Origin of the sequence: Amycolatopsis eburnea (assembly GCF_003937945.1) — a bacterium.
Taxonomy (GTDB): Bacteria; Actinomycetota; Actinomycetes; order Mycobacteriales; family Pseudonocardiaceae; genus Amycolatopsis; species Amycolatopsis eburnea.
The window spans coordinates 779,515-803,958 of record NZ_RSEC01000058.1; the positions used below are offsets into that span (position 1 = coordinate 779,515).

At 72.1% G+C, this 24,444-nt stretch carries 26 protein-coding genes; 16 read left to right on the top strand and 10 right to left on the bottom strand.

Features of this window, described 5'->3' with window-relative positions:
• The first annotated feature begins 52 nt into the window (after positions 1–52).
• Positions 53–634: a TetR/AcrR family transcriptional regulator gene (locus EIY87_RS29260; RefSeq protein ID WP_125313055.1), complete on the top strand. Its 582-nt coding sequence runs from the start codon at positions 53–55 to the stop codon at positions 632–634.
• Here EIY87_RS29260 and EIY87_RS29265 read toward each other — a convergent pair.
• Together EIY87_RS29265 and EIY87_RS29270 are read right to left on the bottom strand one after the other, a co-directional pair.
• Positions 631–1,413: a hypothetical protein gene (locus EIY87_RS29265; protein ID WP_125313056.1), complete on the bottom strand. Its 783-nt coding sequence runs from the start codon at positions 1,411–1,413 to the stop codon at positions 631–633. The genes EIY87_RS29260 and EIY87_RS29265 overlap by 4 nt on opposite strands.
• Before the next feature lie 347 nt (positions 1,414–1,760).
• Positions 1,761–2,726, bottom strand: a complete 966-nt coding sequence (locus EIY87_RS29270) for a helix-turn-helix domain-containing protein (RefSeq protein WP_125313057.1) — start codon at positions 2,724–2,726, stop codon at positions 1,761–1,763.
• 52 nt (positions 2,727–2,778) lie between these two features.
• On the opposite strand from EIY87_RS29270, the gene EIY87_RS29275 reads away from it, so the two are divergent.
• The 8 genes from EIY87_RS29275 to EIY87_RS29310 all read left to right on the top strand — a co-directional run bounded on the left by EIY87_RS29275 (position 2,779) and on the right by EIY87_RS29310 (position 10,162).
• A complete protein-coding gene (locus EIY87_RS29275) occupies positions 2,779–3,159 on the top strand; it encodes a cupin domain-containing protein (protein ID WP_125313058.1) in 381 nt (126 codons plus the stop codon).
• A 9-nt stretch (positions 3,160–3,168) separates the two neighbouring features.
• On the top strand, positions 3,169–3,744 hold the full coding sequence (locus EIY87_RS29280) for a GNAT family N-acetyltransferase (RefSeq protein WP_125313059.1): 576 nt from the start codon (positions 3,169–3,171) through the stop codon (positions 3,742–3,744).
• 32 nt (positions 3,745–3,776) lie between these two features.
• Positions 3,777–4,280 carry a winged helix-turn-helix transcriptional regulator gene (locus EIY87_RS29285; protein WP_125313060.1) on the top strand — a complete coding sequence of 168 codons (504 nt, stop codon included), beginning with the start codon at positions 3,777–3,779 and terminating at the stop codon, positions 4,278–4,280.
• 67 nt (positions 4,281–4,347) lie between these two features.
• Positions 4,348–4,839, top strand: a complete 492-nt coding sequence (locus tag EIY87_RS29290; RefSeq protein WP_125313061.1) for an SRPBCC family protein — start codon at positions 4,348–4,350, stop codon at positions 4,837–4,839.
• Positions 4,836–5,861 (top strand): LLM class flavin-dependent oxidoreductase, encoded by a 1,026-nt coding sequence (locus tag EIY87_RS29295; RefSeq protein WP_125313062.1) that lies wholly within the window; start codon positions 4,836–4,838, stop codon positions 5,859–5,861. Before EIY87_RS29290 ends, EIY87_RS29295 begins: the two co-directional genes overlap by 4 nt.
• Positions 5,858–8,167 (top strand): molybdopterin-dependent oxidoreductase, encoded by a 2,310-nt coding sequence (locus EIY87_RS29300; protein ID WP_125313063.1) that lies wholly within the window; start codon positions 5,858–5,860, stop codon positions 8,165–8,167. The genes EIY87_RS29295 and EIY87_RS29300 overlap by 4 nt, the downstream gene beginning before the upstream one ends.
• Positions 8,168–8,462: 295 nt before the next feature.
• Complete coding sequence (locus EIY87_RS29305; RefSeq protein ID WP_404800105.1) at positions 8,463–9,062, top strand: dihydrofolate reductase family protein; 600 nt, start codon at positions 8,463–8,465, stop codon at positions 9,060–9,062.
• Positions 9,059–10,162, top strand: coding sequence for an epoxide hydrolase family protein (locus EIY87_RS29310; protein WP_125313064.1), 1,104 nt, complete (start codon positions 9,059–9,061; stop codon positions 10,160–10,162). The genes EIY87_RS29305 and EIY87_RS29310 overlap by 4 nt, the downstream gene beginning before the upstream one ends.
• A 149-nt stretch (positions 10,163–10,311) precedes the next feature.
• On the opposite strand, the gene EIY87_RS29315 is transcribed toward EIY87_RS29310, so the two are convergent.
• Complete coding sequence (locus EIY87_RS29315) at positions 10,312–11,835, bottom strand: AMP-binding protein (RefSeq protein ID WP_125313065.1); 1,524 nt, start codon at positions 11,833–11,835, stop codon at positions 10,312–10,314.
• 61 nt (positions 11,836–11,896) lie between these two features.
• Here EIY87_RS29315 and EIY87_RS29320 point away from each other — a divergent pair, with 61 nt between their 5' ends.
• Both EIY87_RS29320 and EIY87_RS29325 read left to right on the top strand, forming a co-directional pair.
• Positions 11,897–12,724: a hypothetical protein gene (locus tag EIY87_RS29320; RefSeq protein WP_191984299.1), complete on the top strand. Its 828-nt coding sequence runs from the start codon at positions 11,897–11,899 to the stop codon at positions 12,722–12,724.
• A 175-nt stretch (positions 12,725–12,899) separates the two neighbouring features.
• Positions 12,900–13,616, top strand: a complete 717-nt coding sequence (locus EIY87_RS29325; protein ID WP_125313066.1) for a nitroreductase/quinone reductase family protein — start codon at positions 12,900–12,902, stop codon at positions 13,614–13,616.
• Here EIY87_RS29325 and EIY87_RS29330 read toward each other — a convergent pair whose 3' ends face one another.
• The 5 genes from EIY87_RS29330 to EIY87_RS29350 all read right to left on the bottom strand — a co-directional run bounded on the left by EIY87_RS29330 (position 13,617) and on the right by EIY87_RS29350 (position 18,333).
• On the bottom strand, positions 13,617–14,465 hold the full coding sequence (locus EIY87_RS29330; protein ID WP_225440090.1) for an LLM class F420-dependent oxidoreductase: 849 nt from the start codon (positions 14,463–14,465) through the stop codon (positions 13,617–13,619). It abuts the gene before it with no gap.
• 32 nt (positions 14,466–14,497) lie between these two features.
• On the bottom strand, positions 14,498–15,187 hold the full coding sequence (locus tag EIY87_RS29335) for a TetR/AcrR family transcriptional regulator (RefSeq protein WP_125313067.1): 690 nt from the start codon (positions 15,185–15,187) through the stop codon (positions 14,498–14,500).
• Between the two features lie 87 nt (positions 15,188–15,274).
• Positions 15,275–16,198 (bottom strand): phosphotransferase enzyme family protein, encoded by a 924-nt coding sequence (locus tag EIY87_RS29340; RefSeq protein ID WP_125313068.1) that lies wholly within the window; start codon positions 16,196–16,198, stop codon positions 15,275–15,277.
• Between the two features lie 11 nt (positions 16,199–16,209).
• Positions 16,210–17,391, bottom strand: coding sequence for a pyridoxal phosphate-dependent aminotransferase (locus EIY87_RS29345; RefSeq protein WP_225440091.1), 1,182 nt, complete (start codon positions 17,389–17,391; stop codon positions 16,210–16,212).
• Between the two features lie 33 nt (positions 17,392–17,424).
• Positions 17,425–18,333 carry a hypothetical protein gene (locus EIY87_RS29350; RefSeq protein ID WP_125313070.1) on the bottom strand — a complete coding sequence of 303 codons (909 nt, stop codon included), beginning with the start codon at positions 18,331–18,333 and terminating at the stop codon, positions 17,425–17,427.
• A gap of 179 nt (positions 18,334–18,512) precedes the next feature.
• On the opposite strand from EIY87_RS29350, the gene EIY87_RS29355 reads away from it, so the two are divergent.
• From EIY87_RS29355 to EIY87_RS29365, 3 genes are all read left to right on the top strand, one after another.
• Positions 18,513–18,812, top strand: a complete 300-nt coding sequence (locus tag EIY87_RS29355; protein WP_125313071.1) for a YciI family protein — start codon at positions 18,513–18,515, stop codon at positions 18,810–18,812.
• Between the two features lie 120 nt (positions 18,813–18,932).
• Positions 18,933–19,547, top strand: a complete 615-nt coding sequence (locus tag EIY87_RS29360) for a pterin-binding domain-containing protein (protein WP_125313072.1) — start codon at positions 18,933–18,935, stop codon at positions 19,545–19,547.
• Entirely contained in the window at positions 19,544–20,287 is a 744-nt protein-coding gene (locus EIY87_RS29365; RefSeq protein ID WP_125313588.1) for a dihydrofolate reductase family protein, read from the top strand. The genes EIY87_RS29360 and EIY87_RS29365 overlap by 4 nt, the downstream gene beginning before the upstream one ends.
• Here the strand turns inward: EIY87_RS29365 and EIY87_RS29370 are convergent.
• Positions 20,277–21,128, bottom strand: a complete 852-nt coding sequence (locus EIY87_RS29370) for an aminoglycoside phosphotransferase family protein (RefSeq protein WP_125313073.1) — start codon at positions 21,126–21,128, stop codon at positions 20,277–20,279. The genes EIY87_RS29365 and EIY87_RS29370 overlap by 11 nt on opposite strands.
• A gap of 40 nt (positions 21,129–21,168) precedes the next feature.
• Positions 21,169–22,239 (bottom strand): DUF5937 family protein, encoded by a 1,071-nt coding sequence (locus tag EIY87_RS29375; protein ID WP_125313074.1) that lies wholly within the window; start codon positions 22,237–22,239, stop codon positions 21,169–21,171.
• 99 nt (positions 22,240–22,338) lie between these two features.
• On the opposite strand from EIY87_RS29375, the gene EIY87_RS29380 reads away from it, so the two are divergent.
• Positions 22,339–23,511 (top strand): MFS transporter, encoded by a 1,173-nt coding sequence (locus tag EIY87_RS29380; protein ID WP_125313075.1) that lies wholly within the window; start codon positions 22,339–22,341, stop codon positions 23,509–23,511.
• Between the two features lie 48 nt (positions 23,512–23,559).
• Positions 23,560–24,399 (top strand): helix-turn-helix domain-containing protein, encoded by an 840-nt coding sequence (locus EIY87_RS29385; RefSeq protein WP_125313076.1) that lies wholly within the window; start codon positions 23,560–23,562, stop codon positions 24,397–24,399.
• The last annotated feature ends 45 nt before the right edge of the window (positions 24,400–24,444 follow it).

A 24,444-nucleotide genomic window follows, 5' to 3' on the forward strand; every position in this document is an offset into this window, starting at 1 on the left:
CGTAACAGTTGTTACCGTAGCATCTGTTACGCTTCCCGGGAAGGAGGCGAACTTGCCCAAGCAGCGCGATGTCCGGGCGCAACGGGACCTGCTGTCCAACGCGACGTGGCAGGTGCTCGCCGAGCACGGCCTCCCGGGGCTGACCCTGCGCGCGGTCGCCGAGCGCGCCGGCTGCACGACGGGCCTGGTCATGCACGCGTTCCCGACCAAGAAGGCGCTGCTGCTGCACGCGCGAGACCTGCTCTACGACCGCACGGCCGTCCGCGCGGACGCGGCCGAGGCGGCGAGCGCGGACGCCTTCGGTGCGCTGCAAGCGGTTCTCGGCCAAGCGGTCGACCTCCCGCACGGCCACCACGACGAATCCCGCGTGTGGGTGGGCTTCCTGGCGGCGGCACTGGCCGACGACGACCTGGCCGAGCGCCACCGCGCGGCGAACCGCTCGTTCCTCGCCAGGGTGGGCCGGCTGGTGGCGGCGTGCCGTCCTGAGTGGACGGACGAGCGGCTCGAGCTGACCACGAAGAGCCTGGTGGCGTTGGTGGAAGGCCTGAACGTCCTGGCGGCGGCCGACCCGCGGGGCTACCCGGCGCGGCTGCAGCAGAACGCGCTGGCGGCGGCGCTCGCCCCGCTGCGTTAGCTCCCGGAGTGGTGCACGTCCCCGTGCACGCGGCCGATCTGGATCGCGGTGCCGCCGTGCATCCCGGAAATGACGTTCGTCGTCCCTTCGGACCGGGCTTCCTCGGTGGCGGCCAGCTTCTTTTCGTATTCCGTTCCGATGCCGGTCCGCAGCAATTCCCCGCTGGGGTTCGGCACGTAGAGGTAGACCGTCCCGCGGTATTCCTTCACCTCGACGTCGGCCGGCACGACCCGCGATTTCGGCAGCGTCGCGAAACCGCTGGAGAGCACGTCCTCGAAGATCCGCTGCGACAGCACGACGGACAGGAAGGTCTGATCGGGATCGGATTGGGTGAGCACGTCCCGCACCGGCGCGGAATCGAGCAGCCGGTGGGTGGTGATCACGGCGGCCCCGATGGCGACGGCGGAACTTTCGCCGTCCGCTTCCCGGATCGGCCCGACGTTCAGGCTGGCCCGCATCCGCATCCGCAGGTACCGGCTGGTGGCCCGCAACCGCGCGTCCCGCTCGGCGAGCACGTTTTCGAGCGCGTCGAACAACTTCGAGACGACGGCGGGCAGGAACCGCGGCTCGAACCCGACGCCGTACCCGTCCCCGGTCCCGTGCGGGAACAGCGCGTTCTGCCAGACTTCGCCGAGCCCGGCCCGTTCGAAAGCCTGCGCGAGAACATCCGGAACCAGCGCGGCGAGCACCCCTTGCCCGGCATCGGAATTGCTCCCGAACCCCTTGGTGTCCACCACCAGCAAAGCCCGGTACGGCGGCAACTCCGGCTCGGCCGTCATGTCGTCCTCCCCTGTCCGTCATCACCGGGTGTGGTTCGGCCGAGCGGGTGAGGTTTCCGCTTTTCACCCGATCCGCCGGTTCCGCAGAATACGCCGCGGAGGGCGGGTCGGCGGCCAGGCGGTCCAGGTGCGGAACGTGTACGTGGGTGCCGCACGCCCACGTTGCCCGGCTCCCGAGGCTCGCTCATCGTCCCGCGACGACGGCAGGGTCGCCTGGCCGTGTGGTCTGTCGGGCGCGGCGGGGATGTCGTGAAAGGGTCGTTCATGTCGTCTGGCGAGATGAACGACCCTTTCATGACATCGCGGATGGCCGGATCTGCCGTGCTGCGCGACCTGATCGAACGGCCTCAGGCCGCCGGGCCGAAGCGGCGGCGGTAGGCGCTCGGGCTCAACCCCGTGTGCCGCCGCAACTGCAGCCGTAGATTCGCCGCCGTTCCGAAGCCGCTTGCCTCGGCCACCCGGTCCAGCCGCAGCTCGCCGCGCTCGATCAGGCGGCAGGCCAGCGTCACGCGTTCCGTCGTCAGCCACGCCAACGGTGTCGTTCCCAGCTCCGCCCGGAACTTGCGATGCAAGGTCGCCGGGCTGGTCGCGGCGCGAGCCGCGAGGTCGGTGACGGTCAGGGGCTGGTCCAGGTGAGCCAGCGCCCAAGCGAGCACAGGGGCAAGCGAGGTGTCCGGCACCGTGGGCACCGGCCGGGCGATGAACTGCTGCTGGCCGCCGTCGCGGTGGCCCGTGAACACCAACCGCCGGCTGACCGCGTTGACGACTTCGGCGCCGTGGTCGCGGTGGATGATGTGCAGGCCCAGGTCGAGGGAAGCCGCGCTGCCGGCCGCCGTCAGCACATCGCCCTCGTCGACGAACAGGACGTCCGGCTCCCACTGGACCGCCGGGAAGCGCGCCGCGAACTCCGCCGCCCACTGCCAGTGCGTCGTCGCGCGGCGGCCGTCCAAGACGCCCGCTTCGGCCAGGGCGAACGCGCCCGTGCAGAAGCTCACCAGGCGCGCGCCCCGTGCTGCCGCGCGGCGGATGGCCGCGATGATCGCCGGGTCGGTCGGGACGCCGGTGTCCGGGCGGGCCGGGGCGATGAGGGTGTCCGCCGTCTCCGCCGCTTCCAGGCCGGCGACGCCGGACAGCGTGAACATGCCCAGGTTCATCCGCACGTCCGGGGTCGCCGAGCAGAGCGTGAAGTCGTACCACGGCCGGTTCAGCTCCGGGCGGCGCAGGCCGAACAGCTCCGTCGCCACGCCCAGCTCGAACGGGTTCGACTGCGCCGTCACGAGCGCCACGACGCGGTGCGAGAATTCTTGCGGCATGTGCGATTCCTAGCACTCGCGGCCGGGAAACGCCAGGTGAAACCTAGGACGCATGAACCCGATCGACCTCAACGAAGTCCTCGCGAGCTTCGACGCCGCCTGGAGCCCGCGGATCGTCAGCCGTGTCAACGACTACGACATCCGGCTCGCTCGCTTCGCCGGTGAGCACGTCTGGCACGTCCACACCGACACCGACGAGTTCTTCCTCGTCCTCGACGGCGAGATCGAGATCGGGCTGCGTGATCCGGGCGAACGGGTCGTGACGCTGGGCAAGGGGCAGGTCTTCGTCGTGCCGAAGGGCACCTTCCACAAGCCGTCGTCGAAGGCGGGGGCGAGCGTGCTGCTGGTCGAGCCAGCCGGGACGCTGTCGGTCGGGGACGACCACGACGAGGTGCCCGACCACGTCGACGTCACCACCGGGCACCTGGTCTAACGTCGGGGAATGCTGACTGTCCGACCCGTCGACCAGGTGGCCTGGACCGACCTGCAGGCGATCTTCGGCGACCGCGGGGACCCCGCCCGGTGCCGGTGCCAGTACTTCAAGGACACGCCCGCCGAGTGGCGGTCCGGGACTCCCGACGAACGCGCGGAGCGGCTGCGGGAGCAGACCGCCGAGCGCGCCACCGGGATCGTCGCCTTCCTCGACGGGGAGCCCGCCGGGTGGTGCGCGGTCGAGCCGCGCACCGCCTACCGGCGGCTGCTCAAGAGCCGCGTCGTCTGGGACGGGCGGGCCGAGGACCCCGCGGACGACGGCGTCTGGGCCGTCACCTGCTTCGTCACCCGCAAGGGGTTCCGGCGGCGCGGGGTGAGCGCCGCGCTCGCCAAGGCCGCCGTGGACTTCGCGCGGGAGCGGGGCGCGAAAGCGGTCGAGGGGTACCCGATCGTCGTCGAGGCCGGGGAGAAGCTCGCGTGGCCGGGCGAACTGTTCGTCGGCACCCGCAAGACGTTCGCCGACGCCGGGTTCGAGGAAGTCAGCCGGCCGACCGCCCGGCGGGTGGTCATGCGGCTGACCTGCTGAGTCTCTCTGCGAGACGGCGTACCCTCGGCCGCATGAAACGGACATCGTTCGCGCAGTGGCCGTGCTCGATCGCGCGCACCATGGATCTGCTGGGGGACTGGTGGACGCCGCTGGTGCTGCGGGACGCCTTCTACGGCGTGCGCCGCTTCGACGAGTTCCAGCAGGCGCTCGGCATCGCGCGCAACACCCTCGCCGACCGGCTCAAGCGGCTGGTCGAGGAGGGCTTGCTGGAGAAGGTCGCCTACCAGACCGAGCCGGTGCGCTACGACTACGTGCTCACCGAAAAGGGCCGCGACTTCTACCCGGTGCTGCTCGCGATGACCCGCTGGGGCGACAAGTGGCTCGCCGGCGAGGACGGCCCGCCGATCACCGTCCACCACCTCGCCTGCGGGCACGACACGCACGCCGAAATCGTCTGCGCGGAGTGCGGCGAGCCGATGACGCCGGCGGAAACGCGGATGCGCCGCGGCCCCGGGTTCCCGCCCCGGCTGGCGCGGCGCCCGGACGTCGAGGCGCGCTTCGCCCGGCAGGAGTGACGTTGACAGGGTAGGTCTATCTACGCAACTATCGTGGTCAGACGCCTTCGAAAGGGGTGCGAGCACGATGGAGTGGACCGGCGCGAGGTACGCCGACCTGCCGACGGCCGAGGTCTCGACCTGGATCGACGCCGTGCCCGAGGACGTCTGGCCGGTCGTTTCGGACATCACGCTGATGCCCGAGCTGAGCGCGGAACTGCAGTCCGTCGAGTGGTGCGAAGCCGGGCGCAAGTTCGTCGGCCGCAGCAAGCACGACGCTTTCGGCGAGTGGGAGACCACCTCGTACGTCGTGGAGTGCGAAGCCCCGCGCGTGTTCTCGTGGGCCGTCGCCGACCCGGCCGAGCCGAGCGCGGTCTGGAAGTTCACCCTCGAACCCGACGGCGGCGGCACCCGGCTGAGCCAGTGGGTGCGGATGGGCCCCGGCCGGTCCGGGCTGTCGTTCGCCATCGACCGGATGCCGGAGAAGGAACAGAAGATCGTCTTCGTCCGGATGCGCGAGTTCGAAACGGCGATGACCGCCAACCTGGCCGCGATCAAGGACCGCGTGGAGCACCGGTGAAGACCGCCACGACCGTCGAGTTCTCGAAGGACACGCGTACGACCCTGGACTTCGTGCTGGAGGCGGAAAAGCTCGGCCTCGACGTCTGCTGGGTCGCCGAAGCCTGGGGCGCCGACGCGCCGTCCGCGCTCGGCTACCTCGCCGCGCGCACCGACCGGATCCGGCTCGGCTCCGGCATCATCCAGCTCGGCACGCGCACGCCGGTCGCGATCGCGCAGGCCGCGTTGACGCTGGCCGACCTGTCCGGCGGCCGGTTCGCGCTGGGGCTCGGCCCGTCCGGGCCGCAGGTCATCGAGGGCTTGCACGGCGTCCCGTTCGCGAAGCCGTTGACGCGCATGCGCGAGACCGTCGAGATCATCCGCCAGGCGTTCGCGGGGGAGAAGATCTCCTTCTCCGGCAAGGCGTTCGAGATCCCGCTGCCCGGCGAGGCGCGCCCGATGCGGCTGTCCACCGCGCCGAACCCGGACATCCCGATCTACCTCGCGACGCTGTCGCCGAAGCTCCTGGAACTCACCGGCGAGGTCGCGGACGGCTGGCTCGGCACCAGCTTCGTCCCGGAGGGCGCTTCCGCGTACTTCGAGCCCCTCGACGCCGGGCTCGCGAAGGCGGGCCGCAAGCGTGCGGACATCGACGTCTGCCAGGGCGCCGAAGTCGCCTTCGCGGACAACGAAGACGAGCTGCGCACCCTGGTCGGCAGCCGCAAGAAGGAACTCGCGTTCAGCCTCGGCGGGATGGGCTCGGCCACCACGAACTTCTACAACAACGCCTACAGCCGCCAGGGCTGGGCGGACGTCGCCGCCGAGGTCCGCGAGCGCTGGCAGGCCGGGGACCGGGACGGCGCCGCCGCGCTCGTCACGGACGAGATGGTGCTGGGCACGACGTTGATCGGCACCGAAGAGATGGTCCGCGAACGCCTGCGCGTCTGGCGCGACGCCGGGATCGACACCGTCCGGCTGTACCCGGCCGGCGAAACGCTGGAAGCGCGTCTCACGACGCTCGGCCGCGCATTGGAGCTGATATGAGCTGGCAGCGCACCGCGTGCAGCCTCTGCTACCTCAACTGCGGCCTGGAAGTGCAGGTCGAGGGGCGGAAGATCACCCGCGTCCGCGGGGACAAGGCGCACCCGCGCTCCGGCGGGTACCTGTGCCAGAAGGCGCAGCGCCTGACCTGGTACGGCGACCACGAAGACCGCCTGACGACGCCGCTGCGCCGCCGTCCGGACGGCACGCACGAGCCGATCGGCTGGGACACCGCGCTCGCCGAGATCGCCGCCAAGCTGCACGCGATCCGCGACGCCGACACCGAGGCCGGGCGGCCCGGTTCGTTCGCCTACGTCGGAGGGGGCGGCCAGGGCAACCACTCCGGCGGCGCGTACGGCGCGTCGCTGCTGAAGTGGATGAACTCGACGCGCCACTTCAACGCGCTTTCGCAGGAGAAGACCGGCGACTTCTGGGTCAACGGGCAGCTGTTCGGGTCGGCGCTCGTGCACACCGCCGAGGACGTCGAGCACTGCGACCTGCTGGTCGTGCTCGGCTGCAACCCCTGGCAGGCACACGGTTTCAGCAACGCGCGGCACGCGTTGAACACGCTCAAGAACGACCCGGCGCGCCGGATGATCGTGATCGACCCGCGGCGCACCGAGACCGCCGAACTGGCCGACCTGCACCTGCCGCTGCGGCCGGGTACCGACGCCTACCTGCTGGGCGCGATCCTGGCGTTGCTGCTCGAACGCGGTGGCGCGGACGAGGAATTCCTCGCCCGGCGCACCGAAGGGTTCGACGAGGTCGCCGCCGTGCTCGCGAAAGTGCCGGTGGACGAGTGGATCGCGCACGCGGAAGTGTCCCGGGTGGACGTCGAGCGGGCGGTCGAGCTGATCCTGGCGGCGGAAGCGATGACCGTGCGCGTCGAGCTGGGCATCCAGCAGGGGCGGCACTCGACGCTCAACAGCTACCTCGAGAAGCTGCTTTACCTGCTCACCGGGCACTTCGGGCGGCGCGGGACGAACAACCTGCACTCCTGGCTGCTGCCGCTGTGGGGCTCGGCGAGCGGGCAGCGGTCGGAGATCACCGGGTTCGAGTACATCGGCGGCCTGCTGCCGGCGAACACGCTGGCCGAGGAGATCCTCGCCGACCACCCGAACCGCGTCCGCGCGCTCTGGGTCGAGTCGTCGAACCCCGCCAACACCTTCGCGGGCACGCGCGACGTCGAACGCGCGATCCGCGCCGCCGAGCTGTCCGTGGTGGTCGACGTCGCCTACACCGAAACGGCCGCGCTGGCGGACTACGTGCTGCCGGCGGCTTCGCAGCACGAGAAGTGGGAGTTCACGCTCTTCACGTTCGAATGGCCGACGAACTACTTCCAGCTGCGGCGCCCGTTGCTCGACCCGCTGCCGGGCACGCTCGTCGAAGCGGAGATCTACACGCGGCTGTTCGACGCGCTCGGCGTGCTGCCGCCGTCGGACGTGCTCGCTTCGCTGGCCGAGGGACCGCGGTCGGAGCTGCAGGCGGGGATCGGCGCGCTGGTCCAGGCGATGCCCGAGCGGGCGGCGATCCTGCCGGTGCTGCTCTACCGGACGCTGGGGGCGTCGCTGCCCGACGGCGCCGCGTCGATCGCGCCGCTGTGGGCGGGGTGCCACCGCGCGGCGAAGACGATGACCGTGCCGGTGCAGCGCGCGCTGGGGAGTTCCGCGGTGGGCGTGGACCTCGGCGAGGAGCTGTTCGAGCGGGTGCTGGCCGGCCCGACGCCGTTCTCGGCGCACGAGCAGGACGAAGTGTGGAGCCTGATGCGCCGCTCGAAGGTCCGGTTGGCCGTGCCCGAACTGCTGGACTGGCTGACCGCGCTCGACCCGGCGGCCGAACAGGCCGATCCGGCGTTTCCGTTTTCGCTGCTCAACGGGCAGCGCCGGGCGCACAACGCGAACCAGATCCTGCGCGACCCGCGCTGGCGCCGCACCGACCCCGACGGCGCGTTGCGGGCGCGGCCGGAGGAGCTGGCGTCGATCGGTGCTGAGCCGGGGGACTGGGTGGCGGTCGTGACGTCGGCGGGGCGCGTCGTCGTGCGCGCCGAAGCCGACCCGGGGTTGCGGCCGGGCCAGCTGGCGCTGCCGCACGGGTACGGCATGGCGCACCCGGCTGCCGACGGCGGCCGGGTGGTGAGCGGGCCGCGGATCAACCTGCTCACCGACGCGCTGGACCGGGACCCGATCGCCGGGACGCCGCACCACAAGGACGTCCCGGCGCGGCTGGAGGCCGTGACGGAGGAGGAACGGGCGCTGGCGGAGGCGAACAGCGTGCGGGTGCGTGCGACCGTCGCGAGTGGACGGTCCTGATCGTTCGCCGGTGGCTCAGCCCTCTGGCAGGTTTTCGAGGTTGTCCTTCTGCGTGCTGCGCCGTGCAGGTGGAGTCCGGGCAGTACGTCATCGCGCGGATGGTCGCTCTGTAGCCGTCGCAGCCGGTTTCCCAGGTGTGACCGGCCCGGATGCTGAGGACCACCGCCTGCCTGGTGTAGTGGGTCCCCGCACTCGTGATCACGGTGTAGTCGGCCATGTTCAGCTACTCGGTGGGCGTTGCGAGGCGGTTATCGGGGCCTGCGGACGGTCCGGGGCGCGGGGTAGGCTCCCGATCATGGCTGCCGCGACGGACGCAGCCGAGACCGGAGGCGAGCCGAGGGAGCCGTACGTGCGCAAGATCGTCGCGAACCTGTTCACCTCGCTCGACGGCGTGGTCGAAGCGCCGGACAAGTGGTCGCTCCGGTACTGGAACGACGAAATCGGCCGGGCCGTCGGGGCCGGGATGGCCGCGGCCGACGCGATGCTGCTCGGGCGCGTCACCTACGAAGGGTTCGCCGAGGCGTGGCCCGGGCGGACCGTCGAGGACGACGAAGGCGCCGAGTTCATGAACAGCGTGCGCAAGTACGTGCTGTCGTCGACGCTGACCGAGGTCACCTGGAACAACTCGACGCTGCTGACCGGCGACCCGGCCGAGGCGATCCGGGCGCTGAAGGCCGAGCCGGGTGGGTCGATCATGACCAGTGGCAGCACCACGGCCGTGCGGTGGCTGCTCACGGAAGGCCTGATCGACGAGCTGAACCTGCTGCTGTACCCGATCGTCGTGGGGCGGGGGAAGCGGTTGTTCCCGGCGGAGGGGCCGTCGTTCCCGCTGGTGCTGGCGAAATCCGCCACGTTCTCCAACGGCGTCGTCCAGCTGACCTACGTGCCCGCGTGATCTCGCCGTTCCGGATCGACGTTCCCGAGGCCGAGCTGGCGGACCTGCGCTCGCGCCTGCGCCGGACGCGCTGGCCCGAGGCGGGGCCCGGTGACTGGAGCCAGGGCACGCCGCTGGACTACCTGCGCCCGTTGTGCGAGTACTGGGCGGAGGCGTACGACTGGCGGCGGGTGGAGGCGCGGTTCAACCGGTTTCCGCAGTACCGCACGGAAATCGACGGCTTGGGCCTCCACTTCCTGCACGTGCGCTCGGCCCGGGAAGACGCGCTGCCGCTGCTGCTGACGCACGGCTGGCCGGGGTCGTTCCTCGAGTTCGGCAAGGTGATCGAGCCGCTCGCGGCGGAGTTTCACCTGGTGATCCCGTCGCTGCCGGGCTACGGCTTCAGCGACAAGCCGTCCTCGCCGGGCTGGGGCATCGAACGGATCGCCGCCGCGTGGGCGGAACTGATGGCCCGGCTCGGCTACGCGCGGTACGGCGCCCAGGGCGGCGACTGGGGGACGTCGATCACGACGTCGCTGGCCCAGCAGGACGCCGCGCACCTGGCGGGCATCCACCTGAACCCGCCGATCGCCGCCCCCGACCCGGCCACGTTCGACGACCTGACGCCGGCCGAGCGCGCGGCGCTCGACGCGCTCGAGCACGCGCAGCGCTGGGAAGACGGGTACTCGGTGCTGCAGTCGACCCGCCCGCAGACGATCGGCTACAGCCTGCTCGATTCGCCGGCGGGGCTGTGCGGGTGGCTGGTGGAGAAGTTCCACGCCTGGTCCGACGGCTTCCCGTTCACGCGCGACGAGCTGCTCGACGACGTGACGCTGTACTGGCTCACCGGAACGGCGGCGTCGTCGGCGCGGTTGTACTGGGAGAGCATCCGGCAGGTGCAGCGCTGGTTCTCGGAGGCGACGGACGACACGGTCGACGTGCCGACGGGGTGTTCGATCTTCCCGAAGGAGATGCCGCGGCCCTCACGGCGATGGGCGGCGAAGCGGTACACCGACATCCGGCAGTGGCACGAGCTGGAGCGGGGCGGGCACTTCGCGGCTTACGAGCAGCCGGAGCTGTTCGTGGACGAGGTGCGGACGTTCTTCCGGCTGGTCCGTTAGCGTCGCGAGTTGATCGACGCTCGGGGCAAGCGCCCCAATGTGGCGTTCGGTGCGTCAGACGCACCGAACGCCACATTGGGTGCGTCTGACGCAACCAAGGCCACATTGGGGCGCACTGTCGGGCCCCGAGCCGGTGTCGAAGGTGAACCTCAGTTCACCTGGCGGGACTGGCCCTGCCAAAACGGCTCCCGCAGCTTGAACTTCTGGATCTTCCCGGTCGCCGTCCGGGGCAGCTCGTCCAGGAACTCCACCCGCTTCGGGCACTTGTACCCCGCCAGGTACTCCCGGCAGTGCTTGATCAGCTCCTCCGCCGAAACCTCCGCCGAAGTGACGACCAGCGCCGTCACCAGCTCGCCCCACTTCTCGTCCGGGATGCCGATCACCGCGGCCTCGCGGACCGCCGGGTGGGAGTTGAGCGCGTCCTCCACCTCGATCGACGAGACGTTCTCGCCGCCGGAGATGATCACGTCCTTCTTGCGGTCCGCGATCGTCAGGTAACCATCCTCGAACGTGCCGCCGTCGCCCGTGTGGAACCAGTTGCCCTCCTGCACGCGGGCGGTCTCCGACGGGTTCTCCCAGTAGCCGTCCAGGTTGTGGTTCGACCGCGCGAGGACCTCGCCGTCGGTGTCGACGTCGATGCGGACGCCCAGTGCCGGCGTGCCCGCGCGGCCGAGCAGGCGGGCCTGCTCGTGCGGGTCGAGGCCGTCCCACTCGCTGCGCATCCGGTTGACCGTCAGCAGCGGCGCCGTCTCGGTCAGGCCGTAGATCTGGATGAACTCCCAGCCCAGCTCGGCGCGCACCCGCTCGATCGTGCGGGTCGGCGGGGGTGCGCCGGCCACGACGATGCGGACGCGGTCGCGGCCCGGGATCTCGCCTTCCCAAGTCGCGGCGCCGTCGAGGGCCGCCGTGACCACCGCGGGGGCGGCGCACAGGATCGTCACGCCGTGCTCCTCGATCCGCCGGAGGATCTCGGTGCCGTCGACCTTGCGCAGCACGATGTGCCGCCCGCCGAGGCCGGTCACCGCGTACGGCATGCCCCAGCCGTTGCAGTGGAACATCGGCAGCGTGTGCAACAGGACGTCGTGGTCGCTCAACGTCGTGTGCAGGCCGAACACGACCGCGTTCAGCCAGATGTTGCGGTGGGTCAGCTGGACGCCCTTGGGCCGCGCGGTCGTGCCGGAGGTGTAGTTGATCGTCGCCGTGGCCGACTCGTCGCCGTCCCAGGGCTCGGGGGTGCCGTCGCCGCCCCAGATGGCGTCGTCGTCGCGGCCGAGGACGAACACGTGCTTCGCCGTCACCGTGTCGAGCAGGTGTTCCAGCTCCGGGTCGACGATCAGGACCTCGGCGCCGGAGTGCTCCACGATGTACTTGACCTCGGCCGGTGCCAGCCGGAAGTTCACCGGCACCAGGATCCGGCCCCAGCCGGACACGCCGAAGAACGACACGAGCAGCCGCGCGGCGTTGTGGGACACCATCGCGACGCGCCCGCCGGCCGGCACGCCCAGCGCGTCGAGGTGGGCGGCCTGCGCGCGGGCCCGGCGGGCCACCTCGCGGTAGGTGAGGGAACCCCAGCTCGGCGCCGGCTGGTCCGGCTCGTCGACCACCGCGACGCGGTCCGGGTACACCGTTTCCGCGCGGTCGAGGAAGTCCCGGACACCCAGATCGAAGAACATGCCCCCGATGATGACTCCTCGCAGGTGCTCGCACCAGTCCGATGTGGTTCGCTGGAGCACGATGGACCTGGACACGGTGGCCGGCGAGCTCTACGGGGGTGACCTCGCGGAGTTCGTCAGCGCGCGCAACGCGGCGGCGAAAGCGGCGAAGGCCGAGGGGAACGCCGAGCTCGCGAAGCAGATCAAGGAGCTGCGGAAGCCGACCACGGCCGCCGCGATCGTCAACCGGCTGGCCCGGGAGGACGACGGCGGGTTGCGGGAGCTGGCCGAGCTGGGCGACGAGCTGCGGGACGCGCACACCCGCCTGGCCGGGGACGACCTGCGCGCGCTGACCCGCCGCCGCGGCGAGCTCGTGCGGCGGATCATGCACGAGCTGCCGTCGATGAGCGACACCGTGTCCCGCGAGGTCGAGGCCACTTTGGAGGCCGTCGCGGCCGACCCGGGCACCGCCGCGCTCGCGGTCGCCGGGCGCCTGACGTCGGTCGCGCACCAGGACACCGACCAGTGGTTCACCCTCGCCGCCACCGTGCCGCCCGCCACCGGGAAGCGCCCGGCGAAGCTGGTCGACAAGGCCGAGCCGGCGAAGCCCAAGCGCGATCACCGCCGTGAGGAAGAGGAACGCGCCCGGGCCCGCGCGGAACGCGACCGCCTGCGCAAGGAGGCCGCCGAGCTGGCGAAGGAACGCGCGGTCGTCGAACGCGACCTCGTCCGCACCCAGCGGGCCGCCGAGCAGGCCACCGCGCGCGTCGAGGACCTGCGCAGCCGCCTCGCCGAGGCCGAGGAACGCGCCGAGCGCGCGACGGCGGAGTTCGAGCAGGCGAAGGAAAGCTACGAACAGGCCGACCACGCCGCCAACGAGGCGCAGAAAGCCGCCGACGCCGCGCGCTGATTCCGTGCTACTGTGCGGATGCGCCCCGGATGGGCCTATCGCACGGAGGTAGTGGCTACTCAGCCCCCTTGAGTTCGACACGTTCTGCCGTTCCTGGCAGGAGTGTGCCCTCCGCGCGCCCGTTCCGTGTCGGCTCACGGCCTCCGGCGACCACCTTCGTCGCCAAAGGAGCAGCTTGATCCACCTCACCACCACCGGCGCCCGCACCGGCCGCCCGCACCGGGTTCCCTTGGGGGACTTGGACATCGACGGCCGCCTGGTCGTCGTCGCTTCGGCGATGGGTTCGCCGAAGCACCCCGCGTGGTACCACAACATCCGCCGGAACCCGCTGGTCACCGTGGAAACGGCCGCGGAGACCTTCGAGGCGATGGCCGCGCTCCCGCCGGACCGCGACGCGCTGTTCGCCGCCGTGGCCGAGCGGGAGCCGGGCTTCGCGGCGTACCAGGCGCGCACGACCCGGATCCTGCCCGTGGTCGAGCTGCACCGGCTCGACCACGGGCGCCGCATGGGCGATTGGCTCGTCCAGGTGCACGACTGGCTCCGCGCCGAACTGCGGGACCTGCGCGCCGGGGAAACGCGGCGGCTGAGCGCGAAGTGTTCCGGCTTCTGCGCCGCGCTCACCCGCCACCACACCGGGGAAGGCGGCGCGATCTTCCCCATGCTCGCGGCGCGCTTCCCGGCGCTCGCCCCCGCGCTGGCGAAGCTGGAGGAAGAACACGGCGTCGTCGCGCAGCTACAAGAGGAGATCCAGCGGCTGGCCGACGGGGAAACCGATCCGGTCCGGCTGCGCGCGGAGTTCGACCGGCTGGCGTCCGCATTGGACGCTCACTTCGCCTACGAGGAACGCACGATCGTCACCGCCCTGAACGCGCTGGCCCCGGCGCCGGACTGATCAGAGCAGCACCTCGGCGAGTTGCCGCTGGTGGACCAGTTCGACGTCGGGTGACGGGCCGAGCACCTGCACCGCCACGTGGTCCGCCCCGGCGTCCACATGGGACTGAAGACCCTTCGCGATCGTTTCGGCCGTGCCGTGGAGCACCAGGTCGTCGATGAGGCGGTCGCTGCCCCCGCCGTCGACGTCGGCTTCGGTGTAGCCGTGCCGCAGCAGGTTGTTCACGTAGTTCCGCAGCCCCAGGTACGGGTTCCGGACGTACGGGCGGCCGATGGCGCGCGCGGCCACCGGGTCGTCGTCGACGACCACTTTCTGTTCGGGGGCGAGGAGTTTGCCCGCGCCGAGGATCGACCGGGCGTGCCGCGTGTGCGCCACCGGGACGAGGTACGGGTGCGCGCCCGCGGTGCGTTCGGCGGCCAGCTTCAGCACGCGGTCGCCGAGCGCGGCGAGGATCCGGGCGTCCGACGGCACACCGGCCGCGTCGAGCCGGTCGAGGTAGTCGACGATCTTGTCGTAGGGGCTGCGGTATTCGGTGACCGACTCGGGGTGCCCGACGCCGATGCCGAGCAGCAAGCGCTTTCCGTAGCGGCCGGCGAGCCGGTGGTAGGACGCCGCGAGGGTTTCCGGCTCGTCGACCCACATGTTGACGATCGCCGTCGCCACGGTGATCCGCTCGGTCGACGCGAGCAGGTCTTCGACGAAGGCGAGGTCGCCGACCGAGTTCCGGCCGGTGCCGAGCCAGACCGTGCCGTAGCCGAGCGCGTCCGCCGCGATCGCCTGCTCCTTCCGGGCCGCGTCGTCGCGGTGCGGGGCGAGGAACAGGCCGAACTGGTTCACTACACTTGTCATAGACGTCAATGTAGCAAATGTAGCGCCCGGCGTCAGCCCGCGATCCGGTGCAGCCACTCCCGCAGCATCTGGCGCTCGGTGGTCGTCAGGGCGTCGACGTCGTCGGCGAGCGCGGTCGACAAAGCGACCGCGAGTGCCCCGACGGACGAGCCGCCGGCCGGTTCTTCGGCGAGCAGCCCGGCCAGCACGGACTCCCTGACCTGCGCGGACATCCCCGTGTCGCGGCTGTCTTCCGGCTGGGCGATGAGGCTGAGGGTGACCCCGCTGTTGGCCGCCGCGAACTGCCGCGCGGCCTCCGCGGCCTCGACGCGCAGCCGTCCTTCGCGCGCGAGCGGTGTGAACAGCTCCAGCAGCATCGCTTCCGCGCTCGACGTGAGGTTGCAGGGCACGCCGGGCTCGATCTGGCCGTAGAGCAGCACGTAGAACGCGGGGTGCGCGAGGCCGTATTCGACGTGCCGGTCCCAGCCTTCGCGGATCCGGTCCACCGGGTCGCCGCCGGCGTCCGGGGCCTGGACGTACTGCGTGAAGCCGTAGTTCACGACGGCGTCGAGCAGGCCCTGCTTGCTGCCGAAGTGGTGGTACAGCGTGGGGGCCTGGACGCCGGCGCGCTCGCAGATCGCCCGCGTCGACACCGGCCCGTCGCCGGCCTCGTGCAGGAGCTGGCCGGCGGCCAGCAGCAGCCGGTCCCGGGTACTGGTGGCGTTGCTCGATCGTCCAGCCATGTAGCAATTGTAACGCCAAGCTGTAACACGTCGCTTTCACGTGAAAGCGGCGACCTGGGGGCGTAGCTTTCACGTGAAAGCGACGCGTCAGCGGAGGCGGAGCTGGACGCGGCGGAGGGTGGCGAACGCGGCCAGGACCCGCGGGTCGGTCGTGGCGGGGGCGGGGCGGACCGAGCGGTAGCCGTCCAGCAGGGCCTCGCGCAGTTCTTCCCGCTGCGGCAGGTGCCGGAGCGCGCCGAGGGTCACCGCGAGGTCGTACGCGTAGTGCCCGAAGCCGCAGTCGTCGAAGTCGATCGCCCGCACGCGGCCGCGGTGGAACAGGTAGTTCACCTGCCGCAGGTCGCCGTGCACCAGGCCGAACGCGTCGGCGCCGAAGCCCAGCTCGGCCCGCACCGCGCGGACGCGCGCCACCGCGTCCCGGATCCGCTCGTCGCCGGTCCGCGCGACCGCCCGGTCGACGACCGCCGCGGAGAAGCCGTCCACCTGCGTGCGGCCGAACTCGGTGAGGTCGTCGACGCGGCCGCGGTCGAGGCCGTTCATCCGGGCGCCGTGCAGGTGCAGCCGCGCGGTGAACTCGCCGACCGCGTACAGCTGCGGCGCGCTGAGCCGCTCGTCGACGAACCGGCCGTCGACCCAGTGGCAGAGCACGCACGTGCGCGGCTCCGGCACCGCCGGGTCGGCGACCACGGCGACCAGGTCCCGCTCGCGCGTCGGCACCGGCCGCGGGACGACGAGGTCGGTTTCGCGGCGCAGCGCGGAAAGCCAGGCCATTTCCGAGCGCACCCGCGCCGGTCCCGGCCCGTCCGGGCGCTGCACCCGCAGGACGTACCGGTGGCCGTCCGCGCCGTCGACGCGGAACGCCGTGTTGAGCCCGTGCGCCAGCGGGGTCAGCCGGGCCACCGGCACGTCGTAGGCGGTCAGCGCCGCTTCGGCGAGCCGGCGCAGGCGGCGCGTGCGGCCGGCGCGGTCGAGTTCGGCGAACGGCCGGGTGTTCGCCTGGAAGTCGGCCATCGCCCAGGTGCTCAGCTGATCGACCGTTCCGGTTCGCGGGAGTGCGAGACGAGCTCGATCGCCGGCGTCGCGTGCCGCCCGCCGCCGAGCCGCTCGACCCCGCGCAGCCCTTCGACCAGCCGCTCGACCTCGGTGTCCGGCCGCACCCCGAAGCGCATGAACTGGCTGGTCATGCCGATCTTGTTGCCGCACTGGCGCACCAGCAGGTGGTGCTCGGCGAGCAGGTAGTCGCACAGCTCGGCGCCGTCGACCGAACCGGGCAGCTTGACGAGCAGGAAGTTCGCCTGCGACGGGTAGACCGTCAGTTCCGGGAACTGGTTCAGCTGCGAATTCATCATGAACCGGTCGAGCGCGAGCTTCTTGAGGCTTTCCTCGTATTCCGCGCGGTGCTCGGCGAGCATGAAGATCACGGTTTCGGCGAGCGAGTTCAGGTTCCACTTCGGCAGCGCGGCCGACAGTTTGCGCGTCAGCGCCGGGTTCGACACCTGGTAGCCGAAGCGGATGCCGTGCAGCCCGAAGTTCTTGCCGAGGCTCTTCAGCACGATCACGTTGGGCCGCACGACGGCTTCGGCCGCCACCGACGCGTTCATCTCCACTTCGACGAAGTCGACGAACGATTCGTCGATCACCACGAGGTCCAGGTCCTCGAGGGCGTCCATGAACCGGATCACCTCGCGCCGCGGGAGGTAGCCGCCGTCGGGGTTGTTCGGGTTGCACAGCACCGCGACCCGGGAGCCGCGGCGCTTGATGAACTCGACGTACTCGTCCACCCGGAGCTCGAAGTTGTTCGCTTCCTTGAGCACGAACATGTCCACGCGCTTGCCGGTCTCCAGCGGCTGGTCGGTCCAGCGGCCGAACGTCGGGATCGGGACGGCGACACTGGAATCGACCAGCAGCTGGTCGATCCAGGTGATCAGCTCGGTCGAGCCGTTGGCGAGCGAGATCGTCGACGGGTTGAGCCGCAGCACGCTCGCCAGCTGCGCGGTGATCGCGCCGGCGTCGCTCGGGTAGAACTTGAGGATCGTGCGGAGGTTGCGCTCCAGCTCGCCGAACATCCCGTCGGTCGGGAAGTAGGGGTTACAGGGGATGCAGAAGTCCGCGAGGTCGTCGGCGTGCGGCCCCATCGCCCTGGCCACGGAGAAGAACGACGGGCTGTGGGCCGCGCTCTGCTGGAAGAGGCCCCTGGTGGTCATACCGTGCCGCACGCGTGTTCTCCGTCCGCCGCTTTACCGGCCCCTTGCCTTCCCATCGCGAACACGTACGAATCGGAAACGCGGTTCAACACCGCTGAGCGCGTAGGCGCCGGTGCCGGCCAGTGCGAGGGCGGCCAGCGCGGACAGGGCCGTGACCGGCAGCGGCGCGGCGAGCGGGTCGACGCCGGTGAAGGACTCGACGCCGACGACGGCGGTCAGCACGGCGTCGGCGGCGACGGCGACCTTGACCACGAGCAGCCGGTGCGCCTCGGGCCAGCGGGTGAACCGCAGCAGCCAGGCCAGCGCGGGCAGCACGAGGATCGCGTGCATCGCCACCGCGTGCAGCGGCTTGAGCGACCCCGCCGTCGTGTAGGCCAGCTGCGGGTCGCCGCCACGGGCCGCCACGACCCCGCGGCCGATCATCACCGCGCCGGTGGCCAGCGCGACGAGCAGGACGGCGAGACCGGCCCGGACGGCCAGGCGCAGGCTCGGCGCGGCCGGCCCCGGCTCGACCAGCGCGGCCGCCGTGAAGCCGATGACGGTCACGATGAGCACCCCGCCGCCCGCGGCGAGCGTCATCGAAACGACGTTGTCGAACGGCGTCTCGAAGTTGAAGTGCGACGGCACCCCGCGCCAGGCCTGCATGCTGACCAGCAGCACTTCGACGACGCTCGCGGCGGTGAACGCGCCGAGCAGCGCGGTGCGCCACCGGTCGCGGACGGTCAGGAACGACGTCGCCCAGGCCACCGACGCCAGCGTCAGCCCGAAGGACAGGCCGAACGTGACGGCCTTGCGCAGCGACAGCGGCCCCAGCCACGAGCCGCCGGTGGCGAGCAGGACGGCCGCGTGCACCACGCCGCTGAGGAACAGCGCCGCGCCGACGGCGTAGGCGACGCGCTCGGCCCGCCGCCCGTCGTGCCAGATCCTCGTCAGTGCGTTCATGGCCTCGAGTGTCGCGCCGTCCGTCCTCCGCCGCGTCGGCCCGGCGGCGACACCGGGACGTACGACGACGGGCGTACGGCAATGCGGGAGAATGTCGAAAAAGTGTTGGTAAAGGAATTGTCGTTTTCTTGACCGGAACTTCGGGTGCGAAGTGGTCGCGGGAGTTCTACCATCGAATCATGTACCTCGCACTGCTGACCTACACAGCGCCCGAAACAGAAGTCGACTACGCGCTCCCGGACCATTCGGAGTGGGTGCGCAAACAATTCACGAAAGGACTATTTCTGGTTTGCGGTAAGGGCAACGGCGCGGCCGACCACGTGATCCTGACCCGCTCGATGCTGCGGGGCAAGCTCGACGCCGTGCTCGCCAGTGACCCGTTCGTGGTCCAGCGCCTCGCCCGGTACGACGTCATCGAGTTCACCGCCACCCGCACGGCACGGGAACTGCAGGCGATCAACGAGGCGCTCGCCTCCTGAGGACACCGTCGAGAGTCGGGTGGCCCGGCGACGGTGCCCCGCCACCTGACGGCGAACAGCTCTCCCCTCGATGGCCTCGCTTATGATCGCGAGGCACGGACGTCCAGCAGGGAGAGCGCGATGAAAACCCCCGACCTCGTCTTCCGGGGCCGCCGGTTGAGCAGTGACCACGCGCTGGTGCTGGCCGTGGTGCAGGTGCTCCCGGAGCCCGACGCGGCGCGGGCGGCGGTGTCCGGCGCCGTCGCGGACGGCGCCGATCTGGTGGGTTTCGCCGGAACCGGCGCCGAACCCCTGGTCGCGTGGGCGCGTGCGACTTTCCCCGACTTGGTCCTGGCGGTCGACACCGCGGACGTCTCGGTCGCGTCGGCTTGTTGCGCGGCGGGCGCCGACCTGATCCTCGCCCGCGCCGACCTCGTCGACGTCGCGGCCCGCTTCGGCGCCGGGTACGCCGGGCCGTCGGTGTCCGACGCGGTGGCCCGCGGGGTGCCGGCCGAAGGAGCCGTCCTGGACGTGGGGGTCGTGCGGTCGGCGCCTTCACTGCCCGCGGACGTGCCGGTGCTGGCCGAGCCGGCCGGCGACGGAACCCCGGCGGGCCTGGCGCTGGCGGCGCTGACGGCGTCGGCCGGGGCGGCGATCATCCGCACCGCGCACCCGCGTTCGACGCGGCACGTGGCCGAGATGGCGGCGAGCATCGCGGGCACCCGCCCGCCGGCGAAGGCGCTCCGGTGGGAGTGATCCGGCAGGTCTGGCCGGTCGAGCGGGACCTGGCCGACGCGGACCTCGAGCAGCTCTACGCCTACCCGGCCGGCCCCCGGTGGCTGGCGGTGAACTTCGTGTCCAGCGCGGACGGCGCGATCACCGTCGACGGCGTGTCGGGCGGCCTCTCGACCCCGGCCGACCGGATCGTCTACCGGCTCGGCAACGACCTGGCCGACGTCGTCCTGGTCGGCGCGGGAACGGCGATGGCGGAAGGGTTCGAGGGCATGCGCCCGGACGAGCGCACGGCGGAGCGCCGGCGTCGTTTCGGGCTGGCGCCGATCGCCCCGGTGGCGGTGGTGACCTCGGGCCGCTCCCTGCCGGCCGACGCCCCGGTGATCACGAAGGCGGCGGTCCCGACGCTGGTGTTCACCTCCGCGGCGGCTCCCGAGCCGTTGCGCGACGCTTGGGCGGCCAACGGCGCGCGGGTGTTCGTGGTGGGCGAGACCGACGTGCCGGGCGCCGCGGTGGTTTCCACGTTGGTGGCCGAGGGCCTGGGACGCATCGACTGCGAGGGCGGGCCGAAGCTGTTCGGCTCGCTGATCGAGGCGGGCGTGGTCGACGAGTTCCGCTTGACGGTGGCGCCGTTCCTGGTGGCGGGGACAGCGAGCCGCGCGGCGCTGGGCGGGGTGGTGGACCCGGCGGCGCTGGAGCTGGCTTCGGTGCTCACGGACGGCGAGAGCGTGCTGCTGCGGTACCTGCGGAGCATCAACCGGTGAGGGCCTCGGTGATCTGGCGGGTCGTCTGCGCGGCGACGCGGGAATCGACCGCGGCATAAGCCGTGTAGGCGTTCAAGCCCGTGGCCAACGCCCACCCGCGACCCCGGACCCAGGTCGCGTCGTCGACCCCCAGCGCGGCCCGGAAGGTGGCCCGCGTCCCGGCCGACATCAGTGTGAACGCGATGATCAGGTCGCAGGCCGGATCGCCCACGCCCAGCTCGCCGAAGTCGATGACGGCGCTGAGGCGGCCGCCGGTCGTGAGCAGGTTGCCCGTGTGGAAGTCGCCGTGGCACCACGCCGGGCGGCCCGCGGGCGCGGCGAGGGCCGCGTCCCACAGGTCGGTCATCGCCGCCGCGTCGAACACGCCGGCGGTTTTCGCGATGGCGGACCGGGTTGCCGGATCCCGCGCGGCCAAGGGCGAGCGCGTGAGGTCCGCGGCCGGTTCGGCGTCGAACCGGTGCAGCGCGGTCAGGAACCCGGCCAGCGCGCGAGCGGCGTCGTGGGAGTCCGAAAGGGCTTCGACGGTCGCCACCTCGCCGTCCAGCCAGCGCGACACCGCCCACGGCCACGGGTAGCCGAAGCCGGGTTCGCCCACCGCCACCGGGACGGGGACGGCGAGCGGCAGGTGCGGGGCGAGCCGGGGCAGCCACTCGGCTTCCTTCTCCGCCTGCCCGATCGCGCCCGGGTGGCGGGGCAGCCGCACGGAAAGGTCTTCGCCCAGCCGGTGGATCACGTGGTCGGACCCGGCCGGCGCGAACCGGCGCAGCGGCAGCCCGGCCCACCGCGGGAACTGCGCGTCGACCAGCCGCCTCGCCAGCGCGGTGGGGAACGGGGTGGCCACTTCGGGAGCGTGGCACGCGCTCGCCGGGGTGCTCAACGGGTTATCGCAGCACGGCCGCCAGCAGGTCGGTGCCCAGCGCCTGCAGCTCGGGCAGGTTGACGGAGTAGCGGACGTACCGGCCCTGCCGCCGGGGCGTGAGCAGGCCCGCGCGGCGCAGGACGGCGAGGTGGCGGGAAACCTCCGGCGCCGAAAGCTCCCACGCGACGGCCAGCTCGCCGGTCGTGTGCGGGCCGCGGGCCAGGGTGCGCAGCAGGCGCAGCCGCACCGGGTGGGCCAGTGCCGACAGCCGGAGCGTGACCGTCTCCAGCGGCACCGGATCCGGCGCCGCGATCGGGTACTGCACCGCCGGCCGCCGCCCGGGCGCATGGATCGCCACCAGGTGCGGGTGGCCGAAGACGCTCGGGATCAGGACGACGTCGGCAGCCGCGGTCGCGTGGTCCAGGAGCTTGTCCACGACGAGGGTGTCGCCGTCGGGGGACAGGGTGACCGAGCCGGAGACGGCGGCGAGGGCCGCCGGGATGCCCTGGCGGCGAAGGAGGTCGTTCTTCAGGCGCAGATCTCCGGCGAGCTGCGCGGCGATGCCGGTCCAAGCGGCGTCGAAGAAGGCTTCCGCGCACTGTTCGAGGGTGTCGCGCACCCGCGCGCGCACGGCCGCCGGGTCCGCGAGCAGCCGCTCCGCGAACGCCTCCTGGCGTGCGCCGCGGGCTTGGGCGAGGTCCAGGGCCCGCTCGCGCGCCGTCGCGTCGGACAGGGGCGACGGCGTTCCGAAGTGGACGCGGTTGTTGCCGCACGTCGTGATCAGCGCGGCCGTCACGTAGGTTTCGTCGTCGAGGCGGTCGACGTCGTCCAGTTCCTCGGCGAGGGTCGGCCGGGGGTGGGCCGGGACCAGGAAGTCGGCCCGCGACGAACGCCAGAGGAACTCCGCCTCCCGGAGCCGCTCGGCCGGCTCCGGCCGCAAGCCGGCCCAGACGTCCGCGGCCCAGCCGGCGAGGCGCGGGTGGTGGGCCGGCTCGGCCAGCACGTGCAGCATCGCGGTCAGCTCGGCCAGCGGCGAAGCGGCGAACCGCAGCCGCTCGGCAGGCGGGCCGCCGAGGGCGATCCTCAACGTCATCCCCGCATTCTCACCGGCTCGACGCGTCCCGGCGGCACCGGTTGACGGTGTTCGTCAATCGGCACGGCGAGCCCGGCGGCCGGCCGCACGGTGGACGTCATGACGACCCAGATCCGGCCGCGCGCCCTCCTCCGGGCTTCCGGCGGTCCCCGCTACGCCGCCGCCGTGGTGGTGGACGCGCTCGGCACCGGCCTGCTGCGGCCCTTCTTGCTGCTGTACGGGGTGACGGTGCTCGGGCTGTCCGCGCCGGTCACCGGCATCGCGATGACGGCGGGGATCGTCGTGGGCCTGTGCTGCGTACCGGTGGTGGGCCGCTGGCTGGACGGCGGCGCGCGCAGCACGGTCGTGGCGGCGTCGATGCTGGTCCGGGTCGCGGGCGTGGCGCTGCTGCTGATCGCCCCGGCCGGGCACACCGGGCTGTTCGCGGCGGCGGCGCTCTTCCTCGGCATCGGCAACCAGGCGTGGCCGGCCGCGCACGCGGCTCTCGTGGCCACCGTCGCTCACGGCCGGGAACGCGACGCGGCTCTCGCGGGCGGCCGCGCGCTGCGCAACGCCGGTCTGGGCGTGGGCGCGCTTCTGGCCACCGCGTGCCTGGCGGGCGGCACCACGGCGTTGCGGGCGATGGCGTTCGGCACCGGCTTGGTCTACCTCGTCGCGGCGGCGCTGGCCTGGTCGGTCCGCCTCCGCGCGGACCTGGCCGCCACTCCGGGCACGGCCGCCGGGCCCGCACCGCGGATGCGTTCGCTCCTGGCCGCCAACGTGGTCTACGCGTTCTGCCTCACCGTCCCCGAAATCGCGGTGCCGCTGGTCCTGGTGACCCGGCTGCACGCGTCCCCGGTGTGGCCGGCGGCCGTCTTCGTGGCCAACACGGTGCTGGTGGTCACGCTGCAGGTGCCGGTCACCGGCTGGCTGTCCCGCATCCCGCGCCGGACCGCGCTGGCGCTCGCCGGCGTGGTGCTTGCCGCGTCCTACCTCGGCTTCCTCGCGGCGACCGCACTGGGCGCCCCGGCCGTCGCCGCGGTGTCCGTGGTCTGCACGCTGGGCGAGATCGCGTACGCGGGCAGCGCCACCGCGCTCGTCACCGCCCTCGCGCCGGCCCACCTCCTGGGCCGCGCGCTCGCCCGTTTCCAGCTCTCGACGGGCTTCGGCCTCGCCGTCTCCCCGGCGGTCATCACCGCGCTCGCCGCCCGCGGCCCCGGCGTGCTCTGGGGCGGTCTCACCGCCGCGACGCTGCTGTCCGCGTCCGCCGTGGCCGCGGAAAAGGACCGGTGACGGACCGCGCGGGTAGCGCGGCGGGACCACCCCGGCGATGCTGGGGGCGTGGAGTACGTGTCCAGAGCGCCGCGACCGCCGCTGGACGGGCTGATCGACGACCTGTACTACCTGGCGGGCGCGCCGCCGTACGCCCGGCTGACGCTGCCGCCGGCGCCGTCGGCGTTGCTCATCGTCAACCTCGGGGCGCCGTTCCGCATCCGTGCCGGCACCGACGTCGAGACGGCCGAGTACGCCGACGGCTGCGTGGTCGCCATGCGCACCCGCGCGATGGACTTCGGCTACCCGCACCCGACCCGGTCGGTCGGCGTGCACCTCAAGCCGTGGGGCCTGGCGCCGTTCCTGCCGATGCCCGCCGCGGAGCTGTGCGACCGGCCGGTGACGGTGGAGCAGGTCTGGGGCCGGCCCGCCGTCGCCGAGCTGCGAGACCGGCTGGCGACCGCGGACCGGCCGCGGGAGATGCTCGCGCTGCTCGAGGACGAACTGGTGCGACGGCTGGCCGAGACCAGCGGCCTGGGGCTGGTCCGCCACACGAGCGGCGTCATCGCGGCGGCCGGCGGGGCGGTGGCGATCGGCGACCTGAGCGCGGCTGCCGGGGTCAGCACCACGCACCTGGCGCAGCGGTTCAAGGCGCTCGTCGGCGTCACGCCGAAACGGCTGGCCCGCACCTACCGCTTCACCGCCACCGTGTTCGCGCTCGACCCCGCCGGGCCGGTCGACTGGGGTCACCTCGCCGGGAGCGCGGGCTACTTCGACCAAGCCCACTTCGGCCACGAATTCCGGGCGTTCACCGGGCTCACGCCGACCCGGTACGTCGAAGTCCGGCGGCGGTTCCTGCGCGAACACCCCGGCCACGCGCTGGACGGCTGGCCGTTGCCCGCCGATTGATTTCTTACAAGAACGACGGCGCACGACCCGCTATTTTCCGGGGCA

What these genes read in the sequence shown, in the direction of transcription:
- EIY87_RS29350 (WP_125313070.1), bottom strand. Translation starts at nt 18,333, where the DNA reads ATGAACGCACTGACGAGGATCTGGCACGACGGGCGGCGGGCCGAGCGC.
- EIY87_RS29320 (WP_191984299.1), top strand. Translation starts at nt 11,897, where the DNA reads ATGGACCTGGACACGGTGGCCGGCGAGCTCTACGGGGGTGACCTCGCG.
- EIY87_RS29380 (WP_125313075.1), top strand. Translation starts at nt 22,339, where the DNA reads ATGACGACCCAGATCCGGCCGCGCGCCCTCCTCCGGGCTTCCGGCGGT.
- EIY87_RS29335 (WP_125313067.1), bottom strand. Translation starts at nt 15,187, where the DNA reads ATGGCTGGACGATCGAGCAACGCCACCAGTACCCGGGACCGGCTGCTG.
- EIY87_RS29315 (WP_125313065.1), bottom strand. Translation starts at nt 11,835, where the DNA reads ATGTTCTTCGATCTGGGTGTCCGGGACTTCCTCGACCGCGCGGAAACG.
- EIY87_RS29305 (WP_404800105.1), top strand. Translation starts at nt 8,463, where the DNA reads ATGGCTGCCGCGACGGACGCAGCCGAGACCGGAGGCGAGCCGAGGGAG.
- EIY87_RS29270 (WP_125313057.1), bottom strand. Translation starts at nt 2,726, where the DNA reads ATGCCGCAAGAATTCTCGCACCGCGTCGTGGCGCTCGTGACGGCGCAG.
- EIY87_RS29290 (WP_125313061.1), top strand. Translation starts at nt 4,348, where the DNA reads ATGGAGTGGACCGGCGCGAGGTACGCCGACCTGCCGACGGCCGAGGTC.
- EIY87_RS29285 (WP_125313060.1), top strand. Translation starts at nt 3,777, where the DNA reads ATGAAACGGACATCGTTCGCGCAGTGGCCGTGCTCGATCGCGCGCACC.
- EIY87_RS29280 (WP_125313059.1), top strand. Translation starts at nt 3,169, where the DNA reads ATGCTGACTGTCCGACCCGTCGACCAGGTGGCCTGGACCGACCTGCAG.
- EIY87_RS29275 (WP_125313058.1), top strand. Translation starts at nt 2,779, where the DNA reads ATGAACCCGATCGACCTCAACGAAGTCCTCGCGAGCTTCGACGCCGCC.
- EIY87_RS29375 (WP_125313074.1), bottom strand. Translation starts at nt 22,239, where the DNA reads ATGACGTTGAGGATCGCCCTCGGCGGCCCGCCTGCCGAGCGGCTGCGG.
- EIY87_RS29340 (WP_125313068.1), bottom strand. Translation starts at nt 16,198, where the DNA reads ATGGCCGACTTCCAGGCGAACACCCGGCCGTTCGCCGAACTCGACCGC.
- EIY87_RS29345 (WP_225440091.1), bottom strand. Translation starts at nt 17,391, where the DNA reads ATGACCACCAGGGGCCTCTTCCAGCAGAGCGCGGCCCACAGCCCGTCG.
- EIY87_RS29265 (WP_125313056.1), bottom strand. Translation starts at nt 1,413, where the DNA reads ATGACGGCCGAGCCGGAGTTGCCGCCGTACCGGGCTTTGCTGGTGGTG.
- EIY87_RS29330 (WP_225440090.1), bottom strand. Translation starts at nt 14,465, where the DNA reads ATGACAAGTGTAGTGAACCAGTTCGGCCTGTTCCTCGCCCCGCACCGC.
- EIY87_RS29355 (WP_125313071.1), top strand. Translation starts at nt 18,513, where the DNA reads ATGTACCTCGCACTGCTGACCTACACAGCGCCCGAAACAGAAGTCGAC.
- EIY87_RS29360 (WP_125313072.1), top strand. Translation starts at nt 18,933, where the DNA reads ATGAAAACCCCCGACCTCGTCTTCCGGGGCCGCCGGTTGAGCAGTGAC.
- EIY87_RS29300 (WP_125313063.1), top strand. Translation starts at nt 5,858, where the DNA reads ATGAGCTGGCAGCGCACCGCGTGCAGCCTCTGCTACCTCAACTGCGGC.